We start from the raw sequence: 12,056 nt of genomic DNA on the forward strand, positions 1-12,056 counted from the left end.
GTGTTCTCCTTCTCGTGAATTCGGGTGGATCAGCCGCGCTGGTATTCCTCCCAGGTGCGGATGGTCACCTTCGGGCCGTCGTCCGGGCCGCGGCCGGCGAGCCCGTCCATGCCGAGGTAGTAGTCACCGATCTGGTGCTGGGCCTGACCGGAGAGGTCGGTGTCGCTGATGGCGACGGCGTGGATGTGCCACGGCCAGTCGCCCTGCTCGGGGCTGCGCACCCAGGCCGCGAAGCCGACGCGGCGCAGCGCGCGGGCGACCTCGGTGCGGGTGGCGGGGCTCATCCCCTCGACCGAGATGTCGACGACGCCGCCGCCGTCGTGGGTGCCTGCGGAGGTGGGGTCGCCGCCGGGGTTGTACGAGCCCTGGTCGAGCTGGAGGTCGCGGCCGAGCAGCCGCTGGGCCTCGGCCAGCATGTTCCGCGTGCGGGTGTTGATGACGAAACCGCCGCCGGTGGACAGCCGGGCGCCGGGTTCGACGGTGCGGATGACCTTGAACCGCCCGGCGCCGAGCCCGGTGAGCGACGTCTTGCCCGGCAGCCCGTTGGCGTCGAGCCCGGACAGGCCGAGCGACTTCTGGTACTTCGCGTAGGCGTCGACCGTCGTGGTGCCGAAGTAGCCGTCCACCCACTTCGCGTCGAGGAGGCGCCGGTCGCGCAGCGCCTGCTCGACGAGGAGCACGCTGGCTTTGGCACCCGGGGTCAGCGTGGTGTCGGCCCGGCGCGGGTCGATCTGGGCCGCCTTGACGGTGGCTTCCATGTTCACGCTCGGAAGCGCCTTGGCGCCGGCCGCGTGCGCCGCCGACATCCCGGTGGCTCCGGTCAGCAGGACGGCGGCTATGGTGGCGGCGGCGCGTTGGGGCAGCTTCATCGACACTCCTCAGGTGGATCCGTGTGCGGCGGAACCAACCTTTCGGCTCACCCCGGTGTCCACAAGGAGATCGTTGTTGTCAGGCTGTCCGACCTGCATTTACATACGCGCGGACACCCTTCCTGACACGTCCTCTGAAAGACCCGCACCGCTCACAAGATCGCCGAGGCCTTGGCCTGACCTGCATTTTGCAGGTGACACTGGTGCACGAGGCCCTACAAACCGGACACCCGTCCGCCGGACGATAGGCGCATGAACAAGGACATCACCGCCTTCCGGATCGCCGTTCCCCAAGCCGACCTCGACGACCTCGACGACCGCCTGGCCCGCACCCGCTGGCTCGACGAGCTCCCGGACGCCGGCTGGACCTACGGCATCCCGCTGAACTTCCTCAAGGCCCTCGCCGAGCACTGGCGCACCGGCTACGACTGGCGCAAGCAGGAGGCCCGCCTGAACGAGCACCCCCAGTTCACCACCACCATCGACGGCCAGAACGTCCACTTCTTCCACATCCGCTCCCCGGAGCCGGACGCCCTCCCCCTGCTGATCAACCACGGCTGGCCCAGCTCGATCGCCGAGTTCCTCGACGTGATCGGTCCGCTCACCGACCCCCGCTCGCACGGCGGCAACCCCGCGGACGCCTTCCACCTGGTCATCCCCGCGATGCCCGGCTACGGCTTCTCCGGCCCGACCACCGAGCCCGGCTGGAACACCGACCGCATCGCCCGAGCCTGGACCGAGCTCATGTCCCGGCTCGGCTACGAGCGGTACGGCGTGCAGGGCGGCGACTGGGGCTCGTTCGTCACCCCAGAAATGGGCAGGATCGCCCCAGACCGGGTCATCGGCGTGCACGTGAACTCGGCCAGCTTCGGCTTCATCCCGTTCGGCCCGGTACCCGAGGAGGAGCTGGCGACCTTCACCGAGGCGGAGAAGGCCAGGCTGGCCAGGCTGGAGGCGTTCATGAGCGACGGGAACGGCTACTTCCAGATCTCCGCCTCCCGGCCGCAGACGGTGGCGGTCGGACACGGGGACTCCCCGGTGGCCCAGCTCGCCTGGATCGCCGAGAAGTTCCAGGAGTGGTCGCACGACCCCGAGGCGATCGACCAGGACACCTTCCTGACCAACGTCATGCTCTACTGGCTCACCGGCACCGCCGCGTCGTCGGCGCGCCTGTACTGGGAGAACACGCACTCCAGCTCCTGGGGCAAGGCGCCGAGCAAGGTCCCGGTCGGGGTGGCGGTCTTCGCCGAGGACCTGCCGATCCGCCGCTACGCCGAGCGGGGCAATAACATCGTGCACTGGTCCGAGTTCGAGACCGGCGGCCACTTCGCCGCGATGGAGGTGCCGGACCTCTACGTCGAGGACGTGCGGGAGTTCTTCACCTCCCTCAGGTAGGGAAGGGTGCCTCAGTGATTCGTGTGCTCGTGGCGGAGGATGTCCGCATCCTCCGTGAGGCGCTCGTCACCCTGCTCGGCTATGAGCCGGACATCGAGGTCGTCGCCCAGGTGGAGACCGGCGACGCGATCGTCCCCGCCGCGGTCGAGTCCAAGCCGGACGTCGCCGTCCTGGACATCGACCTGCCGAACCTGGACGGCCTCTCCGCGGCGGCTCTGCTGCGTACGGCGCTGCCGTCCTGCCGGGTGCTGATCCTCACCGGCATCGGCAGGCCGGGCCACCTGCGGCGGGGCATCGACGCGCAGATCGCCGGGTTCCTGCCCAAGGACAGCCGCCCGGCGGATCTCGTCGCCGCCATCCGCACGATCGCTGCGGGTGGCATGGCGATCGACCAGCAGCTCGCCTACAGCGCGCTGGCCGCGCCGACAACCCGCTCACCGACCGGGAGGCCGACGTGCTGCGGCTGACCGGATCCGGGGCCTCACCGCGGCAGATCGCCGAGGACCTGCACCTCACCTACGGCACCGTACGGAACTATCTGGCCTCGGCCGTCACCAAGCTCAACGCCAGGACCAGGAGCGACGCCGTCCGCATCGCCGCTGAGGCCGGCTGGCTGTAGGCGGGCCGCCAGCATGAACGTGCCGCCGGCCAGGCTCGTGGTGAGCCCGCCGCCGGTGCGCTCGTCCAGCCCGGCCAGCCCGCTGCCCCCCTTCTCGTACGGCTTGGCGCCGTCGTTGACCACCCGGAGCAGCTCGGGAGTGATCGTGATGTGGCAGTAGGTGGGCTCGGCGTGCCTGATCACGTTGGTCACCGCCTCCCGAAGGATCAGGGCGGCGCTCTCCGGCAGCGTCCCCTCCGCGCGCTCGACGGTCACCGCGATCCCCAGCCCGGTCAGCACGGACCGGGCCGCCTCCAGCTCCTCAGCCACCGACAGCTCCATCGTCCGACCGGTCAGCGAATGCACCTCGGCCAGACCCCGCTCCGCGAGCCGCCGTACCTCGACAATCTGCTCGGGGTCACGCTCGGCCAGCCCCGCCTTGAGCGCGATCGCCGAGGTGGTGAAGCCGAGCAGGTCGTGCAGGTCCCGGCCCACGCGCAGCCGTTCCGTGACCACCGCGACCCCGGCAAGGTCGGAACGCAGGCGGCGGAGCAGGGACGCGGCCTGCGGCAGCGCATTGAGCGCGTAGACCATGATCACCCCGGGAAAGACGGCCAGCCCGCTGTACAGATCCACGGTGATCGCAGACTCCGGCCCGGGAATCCAGTTCGCGCCCCCGAACGAGCGCCACACGACCGCTGCCCCGAGCACCGGCAGCGCCCAGCGCAACCGGACGCGCACCGTGAGGCTGCCCAACGCCAGGATCACCAGGGGCCACGCGGCGTTGCCCACGATGACCTCGGTGGCGCCCGCCGCGGCCAGGTGAGCCGTCACGGTCCAGCGTCTGCCACGCGGATCCCGCCGCCCGGGGAGGCTGTGGTGGAGGAACAGTACGGCTCCCGCCGCGACCCCCAGCCCGGTGGCCACCCACAAGGACGCCCTGTGTTCCAGGTAGAGCACGTTGGTGACGAAGAGGGTGGAGTAGACGACCACCATGGCGACCGCCATGCGCCTGGCGATCCGCAGCTCGACGGCCACGTCCGGCGCCGCTTCCACGGCCGTCCCGGGAACCGGCTGACGCTGGGTGTTCGCCAGCTCCCTTGCCTCGCGACCCGCCTGAACCGCCAGGTCGGCGATCTCCTCCAGCTCCGGCGGAGCCGCCCGCGAGAGCCGTACGATGCCCGACAGCCGGTCCCCGATGGCCAGCCGTAGACCGTGCGCCAGCTCCAGGCGCTCGCGGGCGACCTCGCGCTCGGCGAGCTCGCCCTTGGTGTGCTCGGCGTGGGTGACCAGTTCTGCCAGCCGTACGAGCACGTAGAACGTGAGGGCGACGTTGACGTTGACCAGCAGCGCGCCGATCAGGTCGAGGGCCAGCTCGCCGTCCGGGAACCCCGGCGGGTAGTTCAGCCACTCCAGCGCCCCCGCGGTCACGGGGACGGCGGCGAACATCCACCAGCCTCTGCGCCCGCCGAACGTCAGGGGCAGCAGGGCGGCCAGCGGCCCGGCCAGGGTCCACAGCTCGAAGAAGAAGCTGGGGACGAAGGTCAGCGCCACGAGCGCCGCCAGGGCCGTGCGGCTGGACCGCCGCCACACCAGCACGGCCGCCGCACCGAACAGCGCCACGACGACGGCCGCGCTCGGCCACGCTGACCGGCCGAAGTAAGCCGCGATCTCCTGCTGCCAGAAGATCCGCGCTGACATGGTCAGGATGATGTAGGCCGCCACGAGCAACCAGGCGCGTCGAGAGGTCATGATGACCGAATCATGCCAGTTCGCCCGGTAAGGCAGTCGCCGTCGGGCGACAAGCACCTCTTCGAGAACTTCAGCACCCGCCTTGTGCGAGAAGCCATCGAGCCCAGCACCCGGCCTCGCCGTACCTCGCCCTCTGGAACAGGATCGCCGGGTTCGACCCGGCGGACCTGGACGCGGCGTTCGCCGACCGCAGGATCGTCAAGGCGACGCTCCTGCGGGCCTTCACCGCAGCCCCCACGTCAACGCAGCACCCAGCAGCATTGCGGACCCTGATCACCCGCTATCTGGCCGGATACGGCCCAGCCTCGATAGCCGACATCGCCCAGTTCACCCTCATATCCCGACCCAGGATCCGCAACGCCATGCCCCATGTGGGACAACGTTCTGCTGGCGTACGCCGACCGCAGCCGCGTCATCCCCCCGGCCTACCCGCAAGCTCGCGATCCGCTCGAACGGCGACGTCCTCCCGACGCTACTGGTCGACGGCGCGGTGGCAGGCGTGTGGCGGCCGGTGGAGGAAGGCATCGAGATCACCCCCTTCCACCCCTGCCCGACCAGGTCTGGGACGACCTGACCATCGAAGCCGAGGGGCTCGTAGCGCTGCTGTCCGACCGCGAGCCCGAGGTCTACGGCCGCTACAACCGCTGGTGTTCGAACCTGACCGTCTTCGGTGCCGCCCGCATCCCGAAATAGACGTACGGCCCGCCGTTCGGAAGCGTCCCGAACACCAGTGGCAGCCACGGCACGCTGACGGGACCCAGGCCGGGCATGGCGAGCACCGTGTCGGACACCGCCACCAGGTCGACCTCGAACGGCGGCGCGTAGTCGGCCATCCCGCCGGTCAGCTGCAACCCCAGCCGCGGCCTGCCGCCCCGCTCGGAGATCGTGAGGCGCACGCCTTCCCGCTCGTACGTGCCCACGAGCGGGGCGACATCGACCGGGCGCGGCTCCGCGGGGGGAGCGAAGGCGTCCGGCATGCGCACCCCCGCGAGCTCGCCGAGCAGCTCCTGGAACAGCTCGACGAAGAAGCCGGTCGCACCGCCGCCGTTGGTGAGCAGCGCGGCGACGACGCCGCTGCCGGGCACGACGCGCAGGTACGAGAACTGCCCGCCGGAAGCGCCGTCGTGACCGTAGCCGGCGACGCCGTCCCAGTCGTACAGCGCCCACCCGTGGCCCCAGCCGTTCGCCATGAACGACCATTCGTCCAGGCAGTCGACGACGTGGCGCCGCATCGTCGCAGCCGACTCCGCCGACAGCACGCGCCCGCCGCCGTCGAGATGCATGCGGGCGAAGCGGACGACGTCCGCTGCAGTGACCAGAACGCGCCCGTACGGCCCGGCCGAGCGCGGCATCATGTCCCACACCGGCGCCGGTTCAGGGTCGCTCCCCAGCTCGCCGAGATGGCTCATCGCCACCTGGAACCGCAGCGCCTCCTCCGGCAAGGTCATCGTCCGCTCCAGACCGAGCGGCTCCAGCAGCCGGCTGCGCAACGCCTCGTCCCAGGTCTGGCCGGTGACCACCTCCACGACGCGGCCGAGAATCGTATATCCGGCGCTGCAGTAGGAAACGATGGTCCCCGGCGGGCAATCCTGCCCCAGGTCCGCGCACGCCTCCACGTAACGGGCCAGGCAGTCGTCACCGCGCCCGGTGTCGAGGACGAAGTCCCCGCTGATCCCGCTGGTATGGCTGAGCAACTGCCCGATCGTCACGCTCCTGGCGACCTCGGCGTCGGCGAGCGCGAAGCCCGGCAGCACATCGGCGACCCTGGTGTCCAGTCGCAGCTCGCCGGAGTCGACGAGCTGCATCACCAGCGTCGCCGTGTACACCTTGGCGATCGAACCTGACTGGAACACCGAGTCGGTGGTCACCGGCACGCCGGTGCCTCGGTGCAGGACGCCGGTGGCGAGCTCGTGGATCTCCCCATCCACCAGCACCGCCAGCGCCGCCCCCGGAACGTGATGAACGGCGCGTAGCGCATCAAACCTGGTCTGCCAGTGGTCGGCCTCGAATCGCGACATAAAGCCCTCCTCTTTCCGCCGCACACTGTACGGAGATCGGTACAGTGTGCGCAAGCCGTACACTGTTCGGAAGGAGCGTCGTGAAGGAGACCGCATGGAGCCGTACCCGTCGGTGTGGGCCCGCCCGCAACGCCCGCGGCGTGAGCAGCCGCCGCTGAGCAGGGAGCAGATCGTGTCCGCTGCGGTCCAACTGCTGGACGCGGAGGGCATCGACGCCCTGAGCATGCGCAAGCTCGGCACCCGCCTGAACGCCGGGGCCACCTCGATGTACACGCACGTGGCCAACAAGGACGAGCTGATGGAACTGGTCGTCGACCAGATCTACGGCGAGGCCGAGATACCGGAGGCCGGCGATCCAGCGGGGTGGCGCGCGGCCGTCACACGCTGCGCCCACAGCATCAGGGCGGGACTGCTGCGCCACCCCTGGGTCGTCTCGGTGCAGGGCGAGGCGGGCGTCGCGTATCTGGGACCGAACGTGCTGCGCCTGAACGAGTCAATGCTGGCGGTCTTCGAGCAGGGAGGCTTCACCCTGGAAGAGGCCGACCGTGCCCTGAACGTGGTCATGGCGTACGTCATCGGGATCTCGACCAGCGAGGCCGCATGGCTGACGACGCTTGCCCGCAGCGGCCAGAGCCCACAGGAGTGGACCGAGAACCTGTGGCCGGCCGCCGAACAGGCCGTCCAGGACTACCCACGCCTACGCCAACTGTACGCAGCCCAGCGAAACCGAAGCACCACCCCTGACGACGATTTCAACACCGGCCTCCAGTGCGTCCTGGACGGCCTGATCGCCCACTTCACACCCACGAAAGCCGAGTCGCGTCAATTCTGAACGGATGTCCCGCCTCTCGCCGGGACACGACCCATCCTCGTCAGTCAGACCGGCCTCCGCGAGGATGGCCTGCACCATTGCGTTCTTTCCTCGGCCGTAGTCGTCGATGGTGGCGGCCTTCCTGCCAACGCGATTCTTCACCGTGGCGTACTGGTCGGGAAGGCTCGGGTTGGTGCGCAGGATGTCCCTGACCGCCCAGGACGTCCGCAGCGGCCTCGACATCCTGCTCGGCCACCACGATGTCGCAGTCGATGATCGGCTTGGCAGCCAGTCCGGGAACGGACGTGCTGCCGACATGTTCGATCGCAATCACAGGTACGCCGGCCTACCTGTGCCGCCTGGTGAGGATCGCCACCGCGATGACCGGCACCATGCACACGATCTGCGTCGCGGCGTACCACGGTGGGCACACGCCGGGGATCAGGTCCACGCCGATGATCGCGATCGGCATGATCAAGGCGACGGTCCGTACGCGGTCGAAAGCCCGTCGAGACCCCCGCGAGGCCGACACGGCCATCCAGAAGAGGACCACCGCCACCAACGGGAGCAAGATCGCCCGTACCCACATGAACGTGTTGACCATGTGCCCGCTGACCGCCACCGAGACGACCGCCACAAGAGCCGCGGCGCTCAGCGCGCCGAAGATCGCGATGCCGTTCTTCACCATCCTGGTTTCCATGCTCACCGACGCTACGAACCGAGCCGCTGCCGCGGTATCCGTCTAGACCCACTGCCGGGTGGGCCTAGACCCACTGCCGTCCTGACCTGCGAGGCAAGTAGCGTGCTGGCCATGAAGCAGTGGGTGGCCCGCGGCGGTGTGGGGTTCGTGCGAGCGTGTGTGGTGGCGGTGGTCGCCGGGCTGGTCCCGGCCGTGTGGGCCGCCGCGGTGGCGTGGGGGATCTGGTGGGGAGCGGCGAACCCGTGGTCGTGGGTGATGCCGTTCGTGCTGGTGTGCGTGGGTACGCTCACGTTGTCCCGCCCGATCTGCCGGACGGTCCGTTATCTGCTCGTACGGTGGACCGGAACGGTCATCCCCCCCGGCTACTGGGAGGCCGGGCAGGTGACGCGGATGTCGACCGGGTACTGGTGGAACGGCTTCACCTATGAACCCACGCGGCGCGACGCCCTGCTCGACCAGAAGTGGCGCCTGCGGTGGAAGGACCCGGCCAACTGGCGGGACCTGCGGTTCACGCTGGCCTTGCCGTTCACCGCCGGGGTGGTCGCCGCCATCCCACCGGCCGGGCTGGCCGTGGCGGTCCTCGGGATCGCCTGGCCGTACAGGCTGCTCGCTCTGGTCGTGGCCGTCGCCTCGGCCCCGTACGCGTGGCGCCTCCTGGAGCCGATGGCCGTGCGCTTCCTGCGTCCTTCGGCGGCGATGATGATGGCGGGACGCGTCGAGGAGCTGACCGCGCAGCGCGCGGACACGACGGTCGCGCAGGCCGCCGAGATCCGCCGGATCGAACGCGACCTGCACGACGGCGCCCAGGCTCGCCTGGTCGCGCTCGGCCTGTCCCTGGCGACCGCCGAGAAGCTGATGGAGACCGACCCGAAGCGCGCCACCGCGCTGATGCGGGAGGCGCGCGTCGGCGCGACCGCCTCCCTGAGCGAGCTGCGCGAGCTGATCAGAGGCATCAGCCCACCCGTACTCAACGAGCGAGGGCTCCTCGACGCCGTGCGCGCCCTGGCCCTGGACATCCCACTCGAAGTGACCGTAACCGCCGAAGGCCGCCTCACCCTGGACCCGCCGATCGAGTCTGCCGTCTATTTCAGCGTCTCCGAGCTGCTGACCAACGCCGTACGGCACGCCCAGGCGTCGCGGGCGCGCGTGCACCTGGTGAACGACGAGGGCGGCCTGGTCGTCGAGGTCGAGGACGACGGCCGGGGCGGGGCCGACGAGCGGTCCGGCAGCGGGCTCGCGGGCCTGCGCCGGCGGCTGGCGGTCTTCGACGGCAGAGTGAAGATCTCCAGCCCGGCCGGTGGTCCGACCCGAGTCACGATTGTGGTGCCATGCGAATCGTTGTAGCCGAAGACCTCTATCTCCTTCGTGACGGGATGGTCCGCCTGATCGAGGCGTACGGCCACGAGGTGGTGGCGACCGCGGCCACTGGACCTGAGACGTTGGACGCGTTGCGCACGTGGCGCCCGGACGTGTCGGTCATCGACGTCCGCATGCCGCCCGACCAGTCCGATGAGGGCCTGCGCGCGGCTCTGACGGCGCGTGGTGAGATGCCTGGGTTGCCGGTGCTCATCCTGTCGCAGCACGTGGAGCAGTTGTACGCGCGGGAACTGCTGGCTGATGGGTCTGGTGGGGTGGGATATCTGCTCAAGGAGAGCGTGTTCGACGCCGACCAGTTCATCGGGTCGCTGGAACGGGTGGCTGGTGGGGGCACTGCCATGGACCCGGCGGTGATCGCCAAGCTGCTGTCCGGGAGTCCGCCTGGTCGGGGGCTTGAGCGGCTTACGGAGCGTGAGCACTCGGTGCTGGCCCTCATGGCCGAGGGCTTGTCGAACCTGGCCATTGGGCGGCGGCTGTTCCTGAGCGACAGCGCTGTGAGCAAGTACACGACGTCGATGTTCGGGAAGCTGGGCATTTCCGATGACGACGACACGAACCGCCGCGTCCAAGCCGTCCTGACGTACCTGAACAAGCCATAGCCCGACGCAAGAAGGCAAGAGATCACAGAGAGGAAGATGCTCCCGCCCGAACAGCGTTCTGGCGTGGCCGGGGCGTAAGGACGAAACGAGGACGGGTGCCGCTACTATCCGACGCGGTATTTGTCGCTTTTGTCGGGGGGAAGCATGCTTTCGCGTCGCCGGTTTTTGTATACCTTCGGAGGCTCCGTCCTCCTGCTCGCTGGCTGCCGTGACCGGGGCGAGAACGTCCTGAACGCCGATGACTACAACCGCTTCACCCAGGAGTTCGTCGCGCGGCGCAACGGCGCGCTGAAGTCAGGTGAGGAGGCCGCCTGGTTGAAGGGCGTGGACCCCTCGAACCAGGCCTTGGTCAAGCACGAGAAGATGTTCTTCGCCAACCTGCGCAAGGTCGGCTTCGAGCAGCTCGAGTTCGTCACCGAGCCCTACCCCTTGGTCCCCGAGCCGCAGCGCTACACCAAGAGCCTCACTCACGAGCACCCGATCGCCTACAAGGTCTCCATGCGCAGCAAGCTGTCCTTCGACCGGGTGGCCAGCGAGGCGGACTACACCTACATCTTCGGCCTGGTCGGCGACACGTGGACGCTGCTCGACTTCGGACCGGACACCGAAGACGCCGACACCCGATACGACGCCCCCTGGGACCTCAACGCCCTCAAGGTCGTCAAGGCGGGCGACGTCCTGCTGGCCGCCGACAGCTCGGTCAAGGACTTCGAGAAGTACGCCAAGGTCGCCGCCCGCGCCTCCCGCGAGGTCAGGGCGCTGTGGGGCAAGCACGCCGCCCTGCCCGGTTTCGCGGTCTTCCTCACCCAGAGCCAGAAGAACTACGGTTCCTGGTACGGCAAGCACGACCCCTCCCGCACCGAGGGCATGGAGATGACCCTGCGTGAGAAGGGCAACATCGAGCAGTACGCCGGCGCACGCGTCATCATCAACCTGGCCAACTCCCTCAAGGGCGGCGACCCCTTCAGTGCGCTGAAGCACGAGATGACCCACGCCATCGGCGTCATGCTGCAGAAGCCGACCATCGCCTTGCCCGGCGCGGGCGGCGCGCTGGAGATGAACACCGGTGTGCCCACCTGGGCGGTGGAGGGTTTTGCCACCTACTTCGAAAACCGAGGCGTGCCGCGCAAGGTGGCCAACGAGGCGGCGCTGGTCGGCGACGGGATACGCAAGGGCCTGCTGCGCGGCGACCTACCGCGCAACAAGGGCTTCTACGACGGTGACGAGATCTACTTCAACTACGCCGTCGGCTGGTCGATCTTCGACTTCCTCGCTCGCGCCAAGGGCCACGAGACCGCCGTCGCCGTCTACGTGGACCTGCTGACCCACCCGGCCTTCGACAACATGCAGGGCGCCGACGCGCTGTTCGACTCGCTCTACCGACTCAAGCTGCAGAGCGAGCCCTTCGTCGACACCCGCAACTCGAAGTTCTGGGCCGCGTGGAAGGCCCACGTCAGCCGGTTCTAGCGTTTCTTGATCATTGGACTGGGGTGACTGGCCGCTTGGCACCGACGGAGATCACCCCGATGAGCAGGACCTCCCACTGTCCTACCGCGCCGATCAGGCCCAGCAGGAGAGCGAGGACGGCGAACACGCCGACGGCGACGAGGAGACCGCGAAGAGCTGGTTTCATCGGACCAGAGCCCGTGGGTGTAGCTGTTGGTTCCTATGTTGGTCAGGGTTGGGCATCAACGGCGATGACACGGACGGTCGCGAGCATCGAGCCCAGTCCCACAGTGGTAGAGGAATCCGCATCGGTCGGGGGAGGCGTGATTGCTGCGCGCGGTGGCCGCGATCCTGGAGAACCCTCGCTACACCGGTCGCCAGATCTGGGGATGGGAGCACGCGGGTTTCCGCTGGCCGGGTTGCTTCGGTGTGCTGTGTGTCTGCGGCGGATGGATGCGCATTGGGTGAACGACCGGCCCGGCTACCTCCCA

Annotated in this window: 10 protein-coding genes and 4 pseudogenes; 8 read left to right on the forward strand and 6 right to left on the reverse strand. The window is 69.0% G+C overall.

Features of this window, described 5'->3' with window-relative positions:
• Positions 1–29: 29 nt before the first annotated feature.
• Positions 30–869, reverse strand: a complete 840-nt coding sequence (locus ACIBG8_RS46535; protein ID WP_397349707.1) for a peptidoglycan-binding protein — start codon at positions 867–869, stop codon at positions 30–32.
• 252 nt (positions 870–1,121) lie between these two features.
• Between ACIBG8_RS46535 and ACIBG8_RS46540 the strand changes: the two genes are divergently transcribed.
• Together ACIBG8_RS46540 and ACIBG8_RS46545 are read left to right on the forward strand one after the other, a co-directional pair.
• The gene (locus tag ACIBG8_RS46540; protein ID WP_397349708.1) at positions 1,122–2,264 is read left to right on the forward strand and encodes an epoxide hydrolase family protein; all 1,143 of its coding nucleotides are present in this window, start codon (positions 1,122–1,124) and stop codon (positions 2,262–2,264) included.
• A gap of 14 nt (positions 2,265–2,278) precedes the next feature.
• A pseudogene (locus ACIBG8_RS46545) lies at positions 2,279–2,883 on the forward strand (DNA-binding response regulator).
• A 342-nt stretch (positions 2,884–3,225) separates the two neighbouring features.
• Here ACIBG8_RS46545 and ACIBG8_RS46550 read toward each other — a convergent pair.
• Positions 3,226–4,614 (reverse strand): annotated as a pseudogene (locus tag ACIBG8_RS46550) (histidine kinase dimerization/phosphoacceptor domain-containing protein); the annotation flags it as partial.
• Positions 4,615–4,727: 113 nt separating this feature from the next.
• Between ACIBG8_RS46550 and ACIBG8_RS46555 the strand changes: the two are divergent.
• Both ACIBG8_RS46555 and ACIBG8_RS46560 read left to right on the forward strand, forming a co-directional pair.
• A pseudogene (locus ACIBG8_RS46555) lies at positions 4,728–4,823 on the forward strand (DNA glycosylase AlkZ-like family protein); the annotation flags it as partial.
• A gap of 160 nt (positions 4,824–4,983) precedes the next feature.
• Entirely contained in the window at positions 4,984–5,307 is a 324-nt protein-coding gene (locus tag ACIBG8_RS46560; RefSeq protein WP_397349709.1) for a hypothetical protein, read from the forward strand.
• On the opposite strand, the gene ACIBG8_RS46565 is transcribed toward ACIBG8_RS46560, so the two are convergent.
• Positions 5,250–6,632 (reverse strand): serine hydrolase domain-containing protein, encoded by a 1,383-nt coding sequence (locus ACIBG8_RS46565; RefSeq protein WP_397349710.1) that lies wholly within the window; start codon positions 6,630–6,632, stop codon positions 5,250–5,252. The two genes, ACIBG8_RS46560 and ACIBG8_RS46565, sit on opposite strands and share 58 nt — an antisense overlap.
• A 94-nt stretch (positions 6,633–6,726) precedes the next feature.
• Between ACIBG8_RS46565 and ACIBG8_RS46570 the strand changes: the two genes are divergently transcribed.
• On the forward strand, positions 6,727–7,464 hold the full coding sequence (locus ACIBG8_RS46570; protein WP_397349711.1) for a TetR/AcrR family transcriptional regulator: 738 nt from the start codon (positions 6,727–6,729) through the stop codon (positions 7,462–7,464).
• Positions 7,465–7,533: 69 nt separating this feature from the next.
• Here ACIBG8_RS46570 and ACIBG8_RS46575 read toward each other — a convergent pair.
• Positions 7,534–7,777: pseudogene (locus tag ACIBG8_RS46575) on the reverse strand (GrpB family protein); the annotation flags it as partial.
• 12 nt (positions 7,778–7,789) lie between these two features.
• Entirely contained in the window at positions 7,790–8,143 is a 354-nt protein-coding gene (locus ACIBG8_RS46580) for a hypothetical protein (protein WP_397349712.1), read from the reverse strand.
• Positions 8,144–8,254: 111 nt separating this feature from the next.
• Between ACIBG8_RS46580 and ACIBG8_RS46585 the strand changes: the two genes are divergently transcribed.
• The 3 genes from ACIBG8_RS46585 to ACIBG8_RS46595 all read left to right on the forward strand — a co-directional run bounded on the left by ACIBG8_RS46585 (position 8,255) and on the right by ACIBG8_RS46595 (position 11,586).
• A complete protein-coding gene (locus tag ACIBG8_RS46585) occupies positions 8,255–9,487 on the forward strand; it encodes a sensor histidine kinase (protein WP_397349713.1) in 1,233 nt (410 codons plus the stop codon).
• The gene (locus ACIBG8_RS46590) at positions 9,472–10,119 is read left to right on the forward strand and encodes a response regulator (protein WP_397349714.1); all 648 of its coding nucleotides are present in this window, start codon (positions 9,472–9,474) and stop codon (positions 10,117–10,119) included. Before ACIBG8_RS46585 ends, ACIBG8_RS46590 begins: the two co-directional genes overlap by 16 nt.
• Before the next feature lie 165 nt (positions 10,120–10,284).
• On the forward strand, positions 10,285–11,586 hold the full coding sequence (locus tag ACIBG8_RS46595) for a hypothetical protein (protein ID WP_397349715.1): 1,302 nt from the start codon (positions 10,285–10,287) through the stop codon (positions 11,584–11,586).
• Positions 11,587–11,596: 10 nt separating this feature from the next.
• On the opposite strand, the gene ACIBG8_RS46600 is transcribed toward ACIBG8_RS46595, so the two are convergent.
• Entirely contained in the window at positions 11,597–11,752 is a 156-nt protein-coding gene (locus ACIBG8_RS46600; RefSeq protein ID WP_397349716.1) for a hypothetical protein, read from the reverse strand.
• Positions 11,753–12,056: the final 304 nt, after the last annotated feature.

This window comes from Nonomuraea sp. NPDC050556 (assembly GCF_044457355.1).
Taxonomy (GTDB): Bacteria; Actinomycetota; Actinomycetes; order Streptosporangiales; family Streptosporangiaceae; genus Nonomuraea.